The sequence below is a fragment of the Stenotrophomonas sp. 62841_Sma genome, from assembly GCF_056482945.1.
The window spans coordinates 1,294,956-1,311,176 of record NZ_CM151224.1 but is presented as its reverse complement, the minus strand read 5'-3'; the positions used below and the strand labels follow the sequence as shown (position 1 = coordinate 1,311,176).

Below are 16,221 nucleotides of genomic sequence, written 5' to 3'. Positions count from 1 at the left end.
CCGCAGCATGACGACGCTCATCGAGGTGATCAACCATGGCCCCATCCGCGAACTGCGCCTGGCGCGGCCGCCGGTCAACGCACTGGACACCGAACTGTGCCGGCAGTTGATCCATGCCATCGAGCTGGCCATGGCCGAAGACGCGCACGGCATCGTGCTGTCGGGCAGCGAGCGCATCTTCACCGGTGGCATGGACGTGCCGCACCTGCTCTCGCATGGCGATGACAAGCACAAGTTGTTGGACACCTGGAACGCCTTCTTTGGCGCCGTGCGCACGCTGGCCGAGAGCCGGATCCCGGTGGTCGCGGCGATCACCGGCCACGCACCGGCGGGCGGCTGCGTGCTGGCCCTGTGCTGCGACTACCGGGTGATGGCGCGCAGCGCCGATCCGTCGCGGCCGTATGCCATCGGCCTGAACGAAGTGCAGGTGGGCCTGATCGCGCCGGAGGGCATCCAGCGCCTGCTGCGCCGCGCGGTGGGCGTACACCGCGCCGGCGTCCTGCTGACCACCGGTTCGCTGGTGCCGGCCGAACAGGCGCTGCAGATCGGCCTGGTCGATGAACTGGCCGAAGGCGACCTGGTGGTGGCGCGCGCCATCGCCTGGCTGCAGAACCTGCTCAAGCAGCCACGCCAGCCGATGCTGCTGACCCGCGCCATCGCCCGTGCCGACCTGCACGTGGCGCTGCAGCCGGACCTGATCCAGCTCGACCGCTTCGTCGAGGCCTGGTTCGCCCCGGATGCGCAGAATGCCCTGCAGGCGCTGGTCGCCCGGCTGGGCAAGTAACCGGTAGTGCCGGCCGCTGGCCGGCAACCGCAGGTGCCCCAGGAGGATCATGATGTTGCCGGCCAGCGGCCGGCACTACCAATGATGGACGGGCCTGCAACGGTATAATCGGGGCCTCTTCATTGCTGTGGCCGCCCCCTTGAACGACACGCCCGAACCCGTCGTCTCCGAGCTGATCGACCTGCTCACCCTGGAGCGACTGGAGGACAACCTGTTCCGCGGGCAGAGCCGCGACATCGGCACCAAGTACGTGTTCGGCGGCCAGGTGCTGGGCCAGGCGCTGGCTGCGGCGCAGGCCACGGTCGACAACGGGCGCCACGTGCACTCGCTGCACGCCTACTTCCTGCGCGCCGGCAACATCGACCACCCCATCGTCTACGACGTGGACCGTACCCGCGACGGCGGCAGTTTCTCGGTGCGCCGGGTTACCGCAATCCAGCACGGCAAGGTGATCTTCTTCTGCGCGGCCTCGTTCCAGCAGGCCGAAACCGGTGCCGAGCACCAGCACAAGATGCCCGAAGTGCCGCAGCCGGAAGACATCGAACCGAACCGCCCGCTGCCGGCCGAAGTGCTGGAGCGGCTGCCGATCAAGGTGCAGCGCTGGCTGTCGCGCGGCGGCCCGTTCGAGTTCCGCCACGTCTACCCGCGTGACGAACTCAATCCACCCAAGCGCCCGCCGTACCACCAGGTGTGGCTGCGCCTGAGCGAGCCGGTCGGCGATGCCCCGGAGCTGCACCAGGCGCTGCTGGCCTACGCCTCCGACTTCCACCTGCTGGGCACCGCCACGTTCCCGCACGGCATCAGCTACTACCACCCGCACGTGCAGATGGCCTCGCTCGACCACGCGATCTGGTTCCACCGGCCGTTCCGTGCCGACGACTGGCTGCTGTACTCGCTGGACAGCCCCAGCGCGCAGGATTCGCGCGGTCTGGCCCGCGGCCAGTTCTTCACCCGCAATGGCGTGCTGGTGGCCAGCACCGCGCAGGAAGGCCTGATCCGCGTGGTTCCCGACCAGGCCGCGGCCGCCGCCGTGCCGGCCAAGGACTGATCCGATGCGCCAGATCTTCAGCAGCCAGCGTGTGGAAACCGTTGAAGGCGTCGCCGAGCTCCTGCGCGGGCATGGCATCGACGTCAAGGTGACCAATGGGCGCTCGTACAAGACCCGCCGCCGTGGTCAGTTCAGCTATACCGACCTGGGCAACGCCAACGCCTACCCGGCGGTGTGGATCGTGCGCGCCGACGACCAGCCGCGCGCGCGTGAAATCCTGCGCGAGGCGCGGCTGCTCGACACCACCCGCCGCGACCATCCGACCGCCGAATTCGCCTTCCGCGACACCGCAGAGACGACCGGCGGCGGCCGTGGCTGGGCCTGGCGCATCCGCATCGCCCTGCTGGTGGTGATCACCGGCGTGGCGCTGGTGATCGGCCTGCGCCATCGCGGCGCCCCGGCGCCGGTCGCACCGGCCCCGGCTCCACAAGCCCAGCCGCAGCAGGCGCAACCGGCTCCGCAGGCCACACCGGAAGAGGAAGAAGTCCGGGTCCGTATCCAGCCCTCGAAGTGACGCACGGGTAGTGCCGGCCGCTGGCCGGCAGCCGAAAAGGGGACGGAGGGGATTAAGTCGTTTGAGGCACAAACGACTTAATCCCCTCCGTCCCCTTTTTTGTCATGAGGTTGCCGGCCAGCGGCCGGCACTACCGTGCAGAAGACCGGTCACATTCGGCGCGCGGCTCCGTCTTGGGACACAATCCCAGCAGGAGAGCCGCCGCCATGACGACGTTCGCCGCATCGATCGACCAGACCCTGGAACGCGAACTGCCTGCCGCCGCCAGCGGTTGCCAGCACGCCTATGGCCGCATCGTGCTGGCCTGCCAGAACACGGTTACCGCCATCGCACTGGCCATCACCCGCGATCGTCAGGCCAGCGAGGACATCGCCCAGGAGGCCTTCGTGAAGGGCTGGCAGCAGCTGCACCAGCTGCGCAGCTCGACCAGTTTCCTGCCCTGGCTGCGGCAGATCACCCGCAACCTGGCCCGCGACTGGCTGCGCGCACAGCGCGGCCGGCCGCTGACCGGCGAGGCCGCCGAGGTGGCACTGGGCATGGCCGCCGATCCAACCCCGGGGGCCGCCGACCGCCTGCAACGGGTGGAAGAGGAAATCGCCGCCGAGGACATCATTTCCGCGTTGCCGGCCGACAGCCGCGAAGTACTGTTGCTGTACTACCGCGAAGGCCAGCGCTCGCAGCAGGTGGCCGACCTGCTTGGGCTCAGTGACGCCGCCGTGCGCAAGCGCCTGTCGCGTGCCCGCGCTCTGGTGCGCGACGGCCTGCTGCAACGCTTCGGCGAGTTCGCGCGCAGCAGCGCACCCAGTGCCGCGTTCGCTACGGCGGTGGTTTCGATGGTACTGGTGGCTGCGCCCGGCACGGCCAGTGCTGCGGTGCTGCTCGGCACCGGTGTCGGCATCGGCGGCAGCAAGCTTGGCCTCGGCGGTGCCAGCGCTGCGGGCGGCACCGCGATGGGCTCGCTGACTGCCACGCTGGGCCAGCTGCACGTGCTGCCGGCCGAAAGCTGGGGGGCGGTGATCGGCGGCGTGGTCGGTGGTGCGATCGGCAGCTATCTCGGCGGCCGCTTCCTGATGTCGTACACCGAAACGGCGTCCGAGCGCCGCGACGTGCGCCGCTTCCTCTACCTCAACATCATCACCGGCATGTTCTGGTGCCTGGCGATCCTGCTGGCTGTGATGCTGCAGGCGCCGGTCTGGGCGCAGCTGACGGTGCTGGCGGTAGGCCTGGGCGTGGTCAACTACCAGTGCTTGGTGCCGCTGCAGCGGGTGATGGCACCGATGATCGCGCGCGATTCGGACCGCCGCGGACGCACCGGCATCAACTGGAAGTTCGAATCGATGTACGGCCGCACCGGCATCATCGCCATGAACCTGATGGTCATCGCGCTGGTGGTGTACTCACTGATGCGCAGCGGCCGCCTGTAACGGACAACGCCGGCAGTGCGCCGGCGTTGTCGTCATTCACTGCGTTGAACCTCAGCGCTGCGGCTTCGGCGCCGCGCCATCGCGCGGACCGCCGTGGCGCGGGCCACCGTGCATCGGGCCCTTGGCCGCGTCGAACTCGGCCTTGCTCAGCTGGCCATCCTTGTTGGTGTCAGCGGCAGCGAACCAGGCGTCACGGCGCTGCTTCATGCGCAGCTCGCGGTCGGCCTTGTCCAGGTAGCCATCCTTGTTGAGATCGAGCTGGTCGAAGCGCGCGGCCAGGCGCGGGTCGGCCTTGGCTTCCTCGCGGCTGATGCGGCCGTCCTTGTTGACGTCCAGCTTGGCCCAGCGCTCACCGCCGTGGCCACCACGGCGACCGTGCTGCCAGCGCGGCAGCTCATCGCGCGAGAGCTTGCCGTCCTTGTTCTTGTCCAGCTCGTCGAACTTCGCGGCCAGGCGCGGGTTGGCAGCGGCTTCGCTGCGGTCGATGACGCCGTCGCCGTTGGTGTCCAGCTTGGCCGGGCGCTGCGCCGGCGCAGTCGGGGCATCGGCGGCCAGCGCGATACCGGTAGCGGAAGTGCCGAGCAGCAGGGCCAGCAGCAGGGGGGTACGGATCATGGGGTCACTCCTGGGGATGGGGATTGCGTCGGGGTGATCACTTCACCCTCGGGAGACAACAACGCCCGGGCGCGACATCGGTTGACGCCGCTGCCGGTTCCATTCATCCGGCGGACAGTCGCCGCCACTGCGACAGCCTGGGGCTATGCTGTGCCCATGGCGATACACGGCGACAGAGACGACGAACTGCGGCTTTTCCAGACCGGCGAGCACCCCTGCGGGTACTGGTCGGACCGGGTGGCGCGCGACCTGGTGCTGGACCCGCACGACCGCCGCCTTGGCGGCCTGTACCCGCTGGCACTGAGCTGGGGCTTCCGCCGCAGCGGCGACCTGGTCTACCGGCCGCATTGCGCGCACTGCCAGGCCTGCGTAGCAGTGCGCATCCCGGTGGCGCGCTTCGCTCCGGACCGCAGCCAGCGCCGCTGTGCCGCCCGCAATGAAGACCTGGAAGTACGCATCACCGCCGCCACCGCCCGCGATGACCTGTTCGCGCTGTATCACCGCTACCTGACCCACCGCCATGCCAACGGCGGCATGGATGACCACGGCCCGCACGAGTTCGAGCAGTTCCTGATCGGCAGCTGGTCGCACACCCGCTTCATGGAGATGCGCCTGCCCGGCCACGACGGCCAGCCCAGCCAGCTGCTGGGTGTGGCGGTGACCGACGTCACCGAGCACGGCCTGTCGGCGGTCTACACCTTCTTCGACCCGGAGCACGCCGCGCGCGGGCTGGGCACCTTCGCGATCCTGCAGCAGATTGAATGGGCGCGCCGCGAGGGCCTGCCGCACGTATACCTGGGCTACTGGATCCGCGGGCATCAGAAGATGGACTACAAACGGCGCTATCGACCGCTGGAAGCCTATGACGGCCGCCGCTGGCACGATTTCGACGACGAACTGGACGGACGCTGACAAACCACTGACACCGGGCCGGGTGCACAATACGGCGCATGAACCTCCGACCCCAGATCCTCGCCCTGGCCCTGCTCTGCGGCGCCACCGCCCCCGCCTTCGCCACGTCCCCTGCGATGACCGAAAAGCCGTCCGCTGCGCTGCGCCTGGCCACCTACAACACCTCGCTGTACTCCGATGAGACCGGTGGCCTGATCAAGGAACTGGAAGGTGACAGCGAGCACGCGCGCAAGATCGCCGCGGTGCTGCAGCAGGCGCGCCCGGACCTGGTGCTGCTGAACGAATTCGATTTCGACGACGCCCACCGCGCCGCCGACCTGTTCCAGAAGCGCTACCTGGAAGTGGCCCAGCCCGGCGGCGGCAAGCCGCTGCACTTCGCCTACCGCTACCTGGCCCCGGTCAACACTGGCGTGCCCAGCGGCCTGGACCTGGACAACAACGGCGTGGTCGGCGGCGAAGGCCGCAGCCGCGGCAACGATGCCTGGGGCTACGGCCTGCACCCGGGCCAGTACGGCATGCTGGTGCTGTCGCGCTACCCGATCGATGAAGCCAAGGTGCGCAGCTTCCAGCTGCTGAAGTGGAGCGCGATGCCGGGCGCGATCCGTCCGGTCGACCCGCGCACCGGCAAGAGCTTCTACAACGACCATGTGTGGTCGCAGCTGCGGCTGTCGTCGAAGTCACATTGGGACGTGCCGGTGAAGACCCCGGCCGGCGTGGTCCACGCTCTGGTCTCGCACCCGACCCCGCCAGTGTTCGATGGCCCGGAAAAGCGCAACGCCGCGCGCAACCACGACGAACTGCGCCTGTGGCAGGAATACCTGTCCAAGGGTGACAAGCCGTGGCTGTGCGACGACAAGGGCCAGTGCGGTGGCCTGGCGCAGGACGCGCGCTTCGTGATCCTTGGCGACCTCAACAACGACCCGATCGATGGTGATGGCCGCCATGAGGCGATCGTCGAACTGATCGAGAACGCCCGCGTGTTGCGCTACCCCACCCCGCGCAGCGTTGGTGGCGAGCAGACCAGCCTGGCCTATGCGGCCAAGGGCATCGAGCGCAAGGGCGCACCGTTCCACGCCACCGGCGATTTCGGCCCGAAGTCCGGCACCATGCGCCTGGACTACGTGCTGCCCTCGACCGGTTTCGAGTACATCGGCAGCGGCGTGTTCTGGCCGGCCAATGAAAGCCCGGAAGCGAAGATCGCCGATGGCAGCGACCATCACCTGGTGTGGGTGGATGTGAAATAACAGAAAGGGGACGGAGGGGATTAAGTCGTTTGTGCCACAAACGACTTAATCCCCTCCGTCCCCTTTTTGCTTTACGGGCGCAGTTCGACGCCGATCGCTTCGGCGGCATCACGCGCGATGGCGCGCGCTTCGTCGATGGTTTCCGCGCGCGCCAGGGTCACGCCCACGCGGCGGTGGCCATGCACGCTCGGCTTGCCGAACAGGCGCACGGCGGTGTCCGGCACCTGCAGTGCGGCGGCGACGTTGTTGAAGTACGGCACGCCCTCACCGTGTGCCAGCAGCGCACACGAGGCCGACGGGCCGCTCTGGCGGATCACCGGGATCGGCAGGCCGAGGATGGCGCGCGCGTGCAGCGCGAACTCACTCAGCTCCTGCGAAACAAGCGTCACCAGGCCGGTGTCGTGCGGGCGCGGCGACACTTCGCTGAACCACACCTCGTCGCCCTTCACGAACAGCTCCACGCCGAACAGGCCCCAGCCACCAAGGTCATCGGTGATCGCACGCGAGATCTCTTCGGCACGCGCCAGCGCCCTGCTCGACATCGGCTGCGGCTGCCAGCTTTCGCGGTAATCGCCGTCCTTTTGCAGATGGCCGATCGGCGCGCAGAACGAGGTGCCACCGGCATGGCGCACGGTCAGCAGGGTGATCTCGTAGTCGAAGTCGATGAAGCCCTCGACGATGCAGCGGCCGGCACCGGCGCGGCCACCGGTCTGTGCGTACTCCCACGCCGGGGCGATGTCCGCCTCGCTGCGCAGAGTGCTCTGGCCCTTGCCCGAGGACGACATCACCGGCTTGACCACGCACGGCAGGCCGATGGCAGCCACTGCGGCGCGGTACTCGGCTTCGGTATCGACGAAGCGGTACGGCGAGGTCGGCAGGCCCAGGGTCTCGGCGGCCAGGCGGCGGATGCCCTCGCGGTCCATGGTCAGGCGTGCGGCACGCGCGGTCGGGATCACCCGCAGGCCCTGCTCCTGTTCCAGCTGGACCAGGGTTTCAGTGTGGATGGCCTCGATCTCCGGCACCACCAGGTGCGGCTGCTCCCGGGCGATCAGGGCACGCAGCGCCATCGCATCGAGCATGTCTATCACGTGCGAGCGGTGCGCGACCTGCATGGCCGGGGCATCGGCATAGCGGTCAGCGGCGATCACTTCCACGCCCAGCCGCTGCAGCTCGATGGCCACCTCCTTGCCGAGTTCGCCCGAGCCCAGCAGCAGCACGCGGGTGGCGGAGGGGGACAACGGAGTTCCAAGCTTGGCCATGGCGGTTCCAGCAGCGATGTGAAGGCGGGTGGGCATTCTAGCTGGCCGACCGTCCCGGCCACGGCATCCGACGAACGGTAGTCGACAAGTGATATCACTTTGATATCTTCATTCCGAACCCTCAAGGACGTACTGCCATGAAAGAGAAGTCGCTGTCTTCCCTCAACGGCCTCGGCACGCTGGCCGGCGCCCTGCTTGTCGCCCTCGCCGGCGGCGCCCTGTTCGTACTGGGGGTAGCAGCCAAGGCCAGCACCGGCTCGCCCAACCTGCTGCTGATGTTGGCAGGCATCCTGATGGCGGCGCTGGCGATCTTCGCCCTGGCCGGCCTGTACACGGTCCAGCCCAACCAGGCGGCGGTGCTGAGCCTGTTCGGCAAATACGTGGGCACCGTGAAGGACAACGGCCTGCGCTGGAACAACCCCTTCTACGCCAAGCGCCGGGTCAGCCAGCGCGTGCGCAACTTCGAGAGCGGCAAGCTGAAGGTCAACGAGCTGGACGGCAGCCCGATCGAGATCGCCGCGGTCATCGTCTGGCAGGTGGTCGATGCCTCCGAGGCGGTCTACAACGTGGACGACTACGAGAGCTTCGTGCACATCCAGTCCGAATCGGCGCTGCGCGCGATGGCCACCAGCTACCCCTACGACCAGCATGAGGATGGCCAGCTGGCCCTGCGCAGTCATGCCAGCGAGATTTCCCAGCACCTGAAGAACGAACTGGCCGAGCGCCTGGCCGACGCCGGCGTGCAGGTGATCGATGCGCGCATCAGCCATCTCGCCTACGCCGCCGAAATCGCCCAGGCGATGCTGCAGCGCCAGCAGGCCAATGCGGTGATCGCCGCACGCACGCGCATCGTTGCCGGTGCGGTCGGCATGGTCGAGATGGCCCTGGCCGAACTGCAGAAGAACGGCGTGGTGCAGCTGGACGAGGAACGCAAGGCGCACATGGTCAGCAACCTGCTGACCGTGCTGTGCTCGGACCGCGGCACCCAGCCGATCGTCAATGCAGGCTCGCTGTACTGAGCCACCCTCGCAACGGGGCGCCCCACCGCCCCGCCAGGAGCCCCCATGAGTGAGAAGAAAGCCTATCCGCTGCGCATCAATGCCGAGGTCCTGGCCGCGGCGCAGCGCTGGGCTGATGACGAACTGCGCAGCCTCAACGCGCAGATCGAATACGTGCTGCGCGACGCGCTGCGCAAGGCAGGACGCCTGCCCAAACCCAAGGCATCGCCGGAGGACAAGGAATGAGCAAGCGCTGGAGCTACCAGACGATCGAGGTCAAGACCTCCATGATGGGCGTACTCAAGGCCGAGGATGTCCAGGCCGAGCTGAGCCGGCAGGGCCAGCTGGGCTGGGAGCTGGTCAACATCATCATCCCGGCGCCGATGCGCCCGGCGATGCTGGTGTTCAAGAAGGAGGCCTGAACCATGGGCGGCAGTGACCCGAAACCCTTTGACGTGGTCGAGAGTTCGCCGCTGCGCGTGCTGTGGATCGTGCTGCCGCTGCTGGCTGCCTTCGTGGCCTGCCTGTATGCGCAGCTGTACAAGGCACCGGCGAACGCACCCTGGATCGAAGTTACGCTGTCGCCGCCCTGGTTCCGGATGGGCGGCAGTGCGGCATGGAGCCTGATCGTCATCGCTGTACTCGCTGTCGGGCTGGGGGCCGCATTCTTCCGCCGCCGGGTGGAGCTGGCCGGCGATGTGCTGGACGTGCGCTCGACGATGTATCGGCGGCGGGTGCCGGTGGCGCAGTTGCGGCTGGACCAGGCCGAGGTGGTCGACCTGCAGCGTGACCGCCGCTATGGCATCCGTGTCAAAACCAATGGCTATTCAATGCCGGGCTTCTACTCGGGCCACTTCCGCCTGCAGGGAGGCGGCAAGGGCTTCGCCCTCGTCACCGACCGTGCGCGTGTCCTCGCCCTGCCGGTCAGTGATGGCAGCACGCTGCTGCTCAGCGTGGACCGGCCGCAGGCGCTGCTCGATGCGCTGCGCAAGGTGGCCGCGTCGGCACCACGGCAGTAAGCTGAGGCGATGCAACGACGCCCGCCCCTGCTGATCAATACCGAGGCCATCGAGCTGTGGCCCGCCCACCTGTTGCGCGCACGCAGCAACCTGGATGCACGCCTGCTGTCACAGGCGCGTTGGGTGCTGCGACGCAAGCGCGATAGCCGCTATCTGGCGGCGGTACTGGCGCAGGGTGTGCACGCCATGGTGCCGCACCTGCCGCGCGAACCCGGGGTCGAGGAAGCATTGGCGCTGCTGGATGCCGCGGCTGCACGGCCCTTCGGCGCCGGACTGGAAGATCAGTGGCTGCCGCTGACGGGGCTACAGCAGCGCCTGCAGCAGCTTGGCCTGGATGCACAGCGCTATGCCGACCACAGCGGCCTGCCGCTGGAACCCGAACCCTGCCTGCTGCACTTCGCCGGCCGTGATCGTTTCGCCCGCCCGCTGTGGCTGCGCCGTGGCGCCGCGCAGGGCTGGCGACGGATGCGACTGCATGCGGCACAGGATGGCATTGCGCTGGACGCCATCTCCGGCTTCCGTAGCCATGCCTACCAGTTGGGCATCTTCGAACGGAAGCTGGCGCGCGGCCTGAGCGTGGCGGAGATCCTGAAGGTGAATGCCGCACCGGGTTTCAGTGAACACCACAGCGGCCACGCGCTGGACATCGGTACACCGGGCGACGCCCCGGCTGAAGAATCGTTCGAAGCCACCGACGCGTTTGCGTGGCTGCAGGCGAATGCCGGTGGGCATGGCTTCCAGCTGAGCTACCCGCGCGACAACCCGCATGGCATCGTCTACGAACCGTGGCACTGGTGCTGGAGACCGGCCAACGGCTGAGCCCCTCGTGGCGGCAGCAGGGCGAAATTCATGGAGCTGTCCGGGCGGATTCCGCGCGCGCCCACCACGAAATGGGACAAGAAGGCAAAGGCAAAGCTCGAAGCCCCTGTAACGGATCAGCGCGCAGCTGTTGGGTCCGCCTTCAAGCGAGCCGAGCACCGCAGGTCCGACGAGGGCGAAGAGGTGCGGGTGTCTGAGCGCAGCGAGTTCCCGCACCGTCCCTCGACGGGCCGAGGAGCACAGGGGACCGGTGCGCAGCACCGGCTCGCGGCCGGCGGCGCGTTTCTTTTGGTTACTTTTCTTTTCGCGCGAAAAGAAAAGTAACGCCCATGAACCCTTAGGATCGCATCGGCATGGATCGAAGCGACAGCCCTGCGACCGTCACCGCCTCAACGTATTGATCGCCAGCAACACCCAGCCAGCCATCATGCTGGTGCCACCGATCGGTGCCATCCGCGTCGGCCACTGCCACAACGCACCGCCCACCAGGCTGCCGGAAAACAGCAGCACGCCCAGCAGCAGCACGTACAACGCCAGGTGCGCGATCGCGCCCTGCGCGCGCGGCCCGAGCGCCACCAGTACCGCGCCATGCGCGAACGCATAGAGCGCCGCCATGTTCAGATGCTGCTGCGCCAGCGGGTCGGCCACAGCGTGCGAGGCATAGGCCGACAGGCCGATAGAGGCGGCGGCCAGCAGCGCCCCCAGGCAGGCCAGCAGTGATGGCTTACGTGCGCGACGTTCGAGATTGAACATGTGGGCTCCTTGCGCAGCGCCCTTGCCGGGCGCCAGATGAAAAAAAACGCGCCGCAATGAGCGGCGCGTTTTCGTGTCCAACACTACATGGGTCAGCCGAGGCTTACTTGACGGCCCAGTAGATGTCGTAGGTCGCTTCCGGGGTGAACGACTTGTCCAGACCGTCCTTCCAGGTTTCGTACGGGCGATCGACCACTTCCGAACCGTTGGTCACAGCCCAGGCACGCAGGCCGTTGCGGGCCACGTCCAGACCCGCCATGTGGCCGGTGTAGGCGGCATGCGCCGAACGGTGCGGGGCCACGTGCACGTACTTGACCGGAGCGCCGCCGTCGATCTTGACGGTCAGCTCTTCAGCGGTGGCACCTTCAGCACCCTTCTTCTTCACCGGCTGGGCGATGTCGAAGGCGTACTTCTCCTGACCGAAATCGGTGGTGATGATGCGGAACGGACCGGCGGCTTCAAGGCCATTGGCCTCCATCACGCGCTTGATCCACTCCTGGTTGTCCTTGATGGACTTGGTGATCGTGTCCTGACCGCGGTCCACGTTACCGGCGTTGACGACCAGCAGGTCTTCAGCCGGCACATTGACGATGGCCAGATCGGTCAGCGGGGCTTCCGGGGTGCGGTAGTCCACGTTCGGGACGCTGGCCAGCATGTTGGCCATACGCGACAGACCCATCTTGATGTCGTCGCCGATCTGGCGGCTGACATACAGGCCTGCATAACGACCGAACAGGTCGAAGCCGTACTTCACCGAGTAGTCCTGGGTGATCTTGACGTTGCGGCCACCCTTGCCGGTCGGCTCCAGCGTGAAGGTGGTGATCTTGTCGTGACCCTTGGTGGCGTCATCGATGGCGATCGCAACACGCTTGTTCTCTTCGGCTTCGGTGATCTTCCAGGAACCGGTGCCCAGGTCCTTGGAGGTGAAGTCGAGGGTGGCACCGACGCCGGAGGCCGGGCCGGACAGCTTCAGTTCAACGGCGGGATCGCGCAGTACCAGCGGGTTCCAGTCCTTGAAGCGGCGCAGGCTGCTGACCGTGTCGTACACGATCGTCATCTTGCGGTTGGTCTCGATGCTTTCGGTGATGTGACGCTCGCCCGGCAGACATACGCCAATGATGACGAACAGGCCAGCCACGATCCCCAAGGCGATCAGGAACTCGATAATACGGGTCATTCAGAGAGTCTCCGGGGCCGATCCCACGGCCGGGTTGATTGAAGCGAAGCGCCAATCCTAGCAGGCTTCGCGGGCATTGTTTATCGGGATTGGCGCACCGGTTTCCCTGCCGGCTGCGTATTTGTATGGACAAAGAATTCGAAGGGTACCGCATACCGATACCCGTGAAGTAGGGGGCAACCCCACCCGAGGGCCATGACTGGACCTCAAGTCATTGTCCTGAAAAGGTTTTCCTCAGACCAGCTGGAGTTCGAACGCCTTCAGTACGGCGCGCGTACGGTCGCGCACGCCCAGCTTGGACAGGATGTTGGACACGTGGTTCTTGATGGTGCCTTCGGCCACACCCAGCGAGTTGGCGATCTCCTTGTTGGAGAAGCCACTGGCCATCAGGCGCAGGATCTCGGTCTCGCGGTCGGTCAACGGGTCCGGGCGGTCCAGGCTGACGAACTCGTTTCGCATGTGCTCCAGGCCGGACAGCAGGCGCTGGGTCACGGCCGGCTGCACCAGCGAACCGCCGTCGGCCACGGTGCGGATGGCACCGACCAGCTGCGCCAGGGTCACGTCCTTGAGCAGGTAGCCCTTGGCTCCGGCCTTGAGCCCGGCCAGCACCAGCTGGTCGTCATCGAAGGTGGTGAGGATGATGGTCGGTGGCAGCTGCTCCTGGCGCGACAGCACCTGCAGCGCCTCCAGCCCGGACATCACCGGCATGCGCATGTCCATCAGCACCACGTCGGGGCGCACCTGCGGTATCAGCTCGACCGCCTGCCGGCCATCGCCGGCCTCGGCCACCACCTCGATACCGTCGTCGAGCGCCAGCAGGGAGCGGATTCCCTGCCGCACCAGGGTTTGGTCGTCGACCAGGCAGACGCGAATCATCAACGCACTCCTTCAGGAACCTTGGTAAGGGCGGCCACCAGCACCGTTGCCGGCACCGTCGCCCGCAGGCGGAAGCCTTCGCCGGGACGGGTCTCGACCTGCAGCTGGCCACCACATTGTTGCAGGCGCTCGCGCATGCCGCGCAAGCCATTGCCGACATTGACCATTTCCGCGCCGACACCGTCGTCGCGGGCCTCGATCACGACCCGGTCGGGGGCTTCACGGTACACCTTGATCCACAGATGGCGCGCACCGGCATGGCGCACGGCGTTGGTGATGATCTCCTGGGTGCAGCGCAGCAGCACGTGGGCCCGCTGCGGGTCCTCCACGTTCAGCGAGTCCTCGATCTCCAGCTGGATGTCCAGCGAGGGCACGTTCTCGGTCAGCGGCCGCAGCGCGGCAGCCAGGTCGATGGCACCGGTCTCGCGCAGCTGGCTGACCACCTCGCGGACGTTGCCCAGCAGCAGTTTGGCCAGGCCATGCGAACGCTTTACATGCTCCAGGGCCTGGCCCTCGGCCAGGTGGCTGGCCACTTCCAGGTTCAGGGTCAGCGCGGTCAGCTGGTGGCCCAGCAGGTCATGCAGCTCGCGCGAGATGCGCGTGCGCTCATTGACCCGGGCGCTCTCGGCCAGCAGGGCGCGGGTGGCACGCAGTTCCGAGTTGAGCCGGCGCTGTTCGTCGCGGGCCTCGGCCTGGCGACGGGCCACCAGCGCGATCACGAACACGAAGCTGGAGAAGCCCATGTAGCCCACCGCCTGCAGCACGGCGATGAACGGCGGGAAGCCCAGCGGCTGGATGTAGACCGGCAACACCGCCAGGTTGCTGGCCACCAGCCAGACCACGCCGATGCGCGGCCCCAGCAGCCATGGCAGCAGGCCGGCCACCACCATCAGCAGGATGCTGCCCAGCGCGGTACCGGAAAAATAGCTCACGCCGATCGCGCAGGCGGTCAGCAGGATCAGCGCCGCGTGGTCGAAGAAGCCCGGACGGCCCTCGCCCAGCGAGCGGGTCAGCGCCCAGTACACGATGCCGAAAGCCAGGTAGGCCGAGGCCCAAGGAATGATGCGGAAGCCGGCTTCGCCGTCCAGCGTCTCCAGCGTCAGCGAGACAGGATCGATCAGGTAGATCGCGAGCCAAAGGCCGACGGTGCCCCAGGTGAACAACCCGGAGTAGCGCAGCATCGCATTGTGGTTCAGTCGGGCCAGCATCCCTCATCGTAGCCCGTGCACGGCCGCTCCCAAGCGCCGAAAGTCATGCTCGGGCATATCCCCTGTTCATGCCGCAGCCCACCCCGGGCATGCAATAATCGTGCGCAGGGTCCAATTTGACGGACCAACCGCGTTACCCCACGGAGTCACAATGTCGATTGTCATCCGCGACGTGCGCGAGCACGAGCTCGATTCCGTCCTGGCTTTGAACAACAACGCTGGCCTGGCCATCCTTCCCCTGGATGCGGCCCGCCTGCGCCTGTTCTACGAAACCGCTGAATATTTCCGCGTCGCCGAGCGCGACGGCAACCTGGCCGGCTTCCTGATCGGCTTCGGCAGCGACAGCCAGCACGACAGCAGCAACTTCGCCTGGTTCAAGCAGCAGCTGGACACCCCGTTCTTCTATATCGACCGCATCGTGGTCGCCAGCCGCCGTCGTGGCGGTGGCGTCGGCCGTGCGTTCTATGCCGACGCGCAGAGCTTTGCCGAGCTGCGCTACCCGCAGATGACCTGCGAAGTCTTCCTCGACCATGGCGCCGATGCCGCCCTGCTCTTCCACGGCAGCTTCGGCTTCCGCGAGCTGGGCCAGAACACCATGCCACAGGTCGACGTGCGCGCCAGCATGCTGGCCAAGGAACTGTGCAGCTACCCGTGGGTCCAGGAGACCTACGGCGGCAAGCTGCCGGATGTGGCATGGACACGTGCCCGGCATCTGCCGGCGCAGGCACAGCGGCCGACGGGGACCTGAGCGTGGCGGTGAATTTCGATTACGAACAGGCCGGTGAACTGAAGATCGGCCAGGTGGGCATCGCCAACCTGCGCATCCGTACCCTTGATGTCGAACGCCTCGTGCAGGAAATGCGCGAACGCGTCACCCGTGCGCCGAAACTGTTCGGCCGCGCCGCGGTGATCCTCGACTTCGGCGGCCTGAGCCAGGTGCCGGACGTGGCCACCGCGCAGGCGCTGGTCGATGGCCTGCGCAGTGCCGGCGTGCTGCCGGTGGCGCTGGCCTATGGCACCAGCGCGGTCGACCTGCTCTCGCAGCAGCTCGGGCTGCCACTGCTGGCCAAGTTCCGCGCCCAGTACGAGCGTGCCGAGGCCGAGCCGGCCCCGCCGCCGCCGCCCGCGCCGGAACCGCGTCGCGCAGCCCGTGCCGAACCGAAGCCGGCACCGGCCACGCCGGTGGCCAAGGTTGCCGACGCCGCCGCACCGCAGCCGGGCCGCATGCAGCTGGGCAACGTGCGTTCGGGCCAGCAGCTGTACGCTGAAAACTGCGACCTGACCGTGATGGCCACCGTCGGCGCCGGCGCCGAGGTCATCGCCGATGGCAGCATCCACATCTACGGCACCCTGCGCGGCCGCGCGCTGGCAGGGGCACAGGGCAACACCGCGGCACGCATCTTCTGCCGTGATTTCCATGCGGAACTGGTCGCCATTGCAGGCCACTACAAGGTACTGGACGATGTCCCGGACTCCCTGCGCGGCAAGGCCGTGCAGGTGTGGCTGGAACAGGACCAGATCAAGATCGCTGCGCTGGACTGACGCAGCACCCAAACAGAATCATCAGGAGA

At 67.3% G+C, this 16,221-nt stretch carries 20 protein-coding genes; 14 read left to right on the top strand and 6 right to left on the bottom strand.

Going from position 1 to position 16,221, the window contains the following annotated elements; all coding sequences use genetic code 11:
* The first annotated feature begins 7 nt into the window (after positions 1-7).
* The 4 genes from ACZK5G_RS06160 to ACZK5G_RS06145 all read left to right on the top strand — a co-directional run bounded on the left by ACZK5G_RS06160 (position 8) and on the right by ACZK5G_RS06145 (position 3,770).
* Positions 8-784: an enoyl-CoA hydratase/isomerase family protein gene (locus ACZK5G_RS06160; protein ID WP_049462328.1), complete on the top strand. Its 777-nt coding sequence runs from the start codon at positions 8-10 to the stop codon at positions 782-784.
* 127 nt (positions 785-911) lie between these two features.
* The gene (tesB, locus tag ACZK5G_RS06155; RefSeq protein ID WP_004148214.1) at positions 912-1,832 is read left to right on the top strand and encodes an acyl-CoA thioesterase II; all 921 of its coding nucleotides are present in this window, start codon (positions 912-914) and stop codon (positions 1,830-1,832) included.
* Positions 1,833-1,836: 4 nt separating this feature from the next.
* Complete coding sequence (locus ACZK5G_RS06150) at positions 1,837-2,346, top strand: pathogenicity-like protein (RefSeq protein WP_478465677.1); 510 nt, start codon at positions 1,837-1,839, stop codon at positions 2,344-2,346.
* A gap of 206 nt (positions 2,347-2,552) precedes the next feature.
* Entirely contained in the window at positions 2,553-3,770 is a 1,218-nt protein-coding gene (locus tag ACZK5G_RS06145) for an RNA polymerase sigma factor (RefSeq protein WP_478465675.1), read from the top strand.
* A gap of 51 nt (positions 3,771-3,821) precedes the next feature.
* On the opposite strand, the gene ACZK5G_RS06140 is transcribed toward ACZK5G_RS06145, so the two are convergent.
* The gene (locus ACZK5G_RS06140; protein ID WP_012510406.1) at positions 3,822-4,385 is read right to left on the bottom strand and encodes an EF-hand domain-containing protein; all 564 of its coding nucleotides are present in this window, start codon (positions 4,383-4,385) and stop codon (positions 3,822-3,824) included.
* A gap of 156 nt (positions 4,386-4,541) precedes the next feature.
* On the opposite strand from ACZK5G_RS06140, the gene ACZK5G_RS06135 reads away from it, so the two are divergent.
* Both ACZK5G_RS06135 and ACZK5G_RS06130 read left to right on the top strand, forming a co-directional pair.
* The gene (locus tag ACZK5G_RS06135) at positions 4,542-5,297 is read left to right on the top strand and encodes an arginyltransferase (RefSeq protein ID WP_279913048.1); all 756 of its coding nucleotides are present in this window, start codon (positions 4,542-4,544) and stop codon (positions 5,295-5,297) included.
* A 38-nt stretch (positions 5,298-5,335) separates the two neighbouring features.
* The gene (locus ACZK5G_RS06130) at positions 5,336-6,541 is read left to right on the top strand and encodes an endonuclease/exonuclease/phosphatase family protein (protein WP_478465673.1); all 1,206 of its coding nucleotides are present in this window, start codon (positions 5,336-5,338) and stop codon (positions 6,539-6,541) included.
* A gap of 71 nt (positions 6,542-6,612) precedes the next feature.
* Here the strand turns inward: ACZK5G_RS06130 and purT are convergent, their stop codons facing one another.
* Complete coding sequence (purT, locus tag ACZK5G_RS06125; RefSeq protein WP_478465672.1) at positions 6,613-7,800, bottom strand: formate-dependent phosphoribosylglycinamide formyltransferase; 1,188 nt, start codon at positions 7,798-7,800, stop codon at positions 6,613-6,615.
* 137 nt (positions 7,801-7,937) lie between these two features.
* On the opposite strand from purT, the gene ACZK5G_RS06120 reads away from it, so the two are divergent.
* From ACZK5G_RS06120 to ACZK5G_RS06095, 6 genes are read left to right on the top strand one after another with little or no spacing between them, the layout of a single operon-like run.
* Complete coding sequence (locus tag ACZK5G_RS06120; protein WP_100437534.1) at positions 7,938-8,819, top strand: SPFH domain-containing protein; 882 nt, start codon at positions 7,938-7,940, stop codon at positions 8,817-8,819.
* Positions 8,820-8,864: 45 nt separating this feature from the next.
* On the top strand, positions 8,865-9,044 hold the full coding sequence (locus ACZK5G_RS06115; RefSeq protein ID WP_004148134.1) for a type II toxin-antitoxin system antitoxin: 180 nt from the start codon (positions 8,865-8,867) through the stop codon (positions 9,042-9,044).
* A complete protein-coding gene (locus ACZK5G_RS06110; RefSeq protein ID WP_032127598.1) occupies positions 9,041-9,220 on the top strand; it encodes a DUF4177 domain-containing protein in 180 nt (59 codons plus the stop codon). The genes ACZK5G_RS06115 and ACZK5G_RS06110 overlap by 4 nt, the downstream gene beginning before the upstream one ends.
* Positions 9,221-9,223: 3 nt before the next feature.
* Positions 9,224-9,817: a PH domain-containing protein gene (locus tag ACZK5G_RS06105; RefSeq protein ID WP_478465670.1), complete on the top strand. Its 594-nt coding sequence runs from the start codon at positions 9,224-9,226 to the stop codon at positions 9,815-9,817.
* 9 nt (positions 9,818-9,826) lie between these two features.
* Positions 9,827-10,636 (top strand): M15 family metallopeptidase, encoded by an 810-nt coding sequence (locus tag ACZK5G_RS06100; protein ID WP_478465668.1) that lies wholly within the window; start codon positions 9,827-9,829, stop codon positions 10,634-10,636.
* A gap of 30 nt (positions 10,637-10,666) precedes the next feature.
* A complete protein-coding gene (locus ACZK5G_RS06095) occupies positions 10,667-10,960 on the top strand; it encodes a hypothetical protein (protein ID WP_478465667.1) in 294 nt (97 codons plus the stop codon).
* A gap of 57 nt (positions 10,961-11,017) precedes the next feature.
* Here the strand turns inward: ACZK5G_RS06095 and ACZK5G_RS06090 are convergent, their stop codons facing one another.
* The 4 genes from ACZK5G_RS06090 to ACZK5G_RS06075 all read right to left on the bottom strand — a co-directional run bounded on the left by ACZK5G_RS06090 (position 11,018) and on the right by ACZK5G_RS06075 (position 14,650).
* Complete coding sequence (locus ACZK5G_RS06090) at positions 11,018-11,389, bottom strand: DUF423 domain-containing protein (protein WP_478465665.1); 372 nt, start codon at positions 11,387-11,389, stop codon at positions 11,018-11,020.
* A gap of 103 nt (positions 11,390-11,492) precedes the next feature.
* Positions 11,493-12,566, bottom strand: coding sequence for a polyketide cyclase (locus ACZK5G_RS06085; protein WP_032127602.1), 1,074 nt, complete (start codon positions 12,564-12,566; stop codon positions 11,493-11,495).
* A gap of 234 nt (positions 12,567-12,800) precedes the next feature.
* On the bottom strand, positions 12,801-13,442 hold the full coding sequence (locus ACZK5G_RS06080; RefSeq protein ID WP_006424175.1) for a response regulator: 642 nt from the start codon (positions 13,440-13,442) through the stop codon (positions 12,801-12,803).
* Complete coding sequence (locus tag ACZK5G_RS06075) at positions 13,442-14,650, bottom strand: sensor histidine kinase (RefSeq protein ID WP_478465663.1); 1,209 nt, start codon at positions 14,648-14,650, stop codon at positions 13,442-13,444. Before ACZK5G_RS06075 ends, ACZK5G_RS06080 begins: the two co-directional genes overlap by 1 nt.
* 151 nt (positions 14,651-14,801) lie before the next feature.
* On the opposite strand from ACZK5G_RS06075, the gene ACZK5G_RS06070 reads away from it, so the two are divergent.
* Both ACZK5G_RS06070 and minC read left to right on the top strand, forming a co-directional pair.
* Positions 14,802-15,398, top strand: coding sequence for a GNAT family N-acetyltransferase (locus ACZK5G_RS06070; protein ID WP_032127604.1), 597 nt, complete (start codon positions 14,802-14,804; stop codon positions 15,396-15,398).
* Positions 15,344-16,192, top strand: coding sequence for a septum site-determining protein MinC (gene minC, locus ACZK5G_RS06065; RefSeq protein WP_050509775.1), 849 nt, complete (start codon positions 15,344-15,346; stop codon positions 16,190-16,192). The genes ACZK5G_RS06070 and minC overlap by 55 nt, the downstream gene beginning before the upstream one ends.
* Positions 16,193-16,221: the final 29 nt, after the last annotated feature.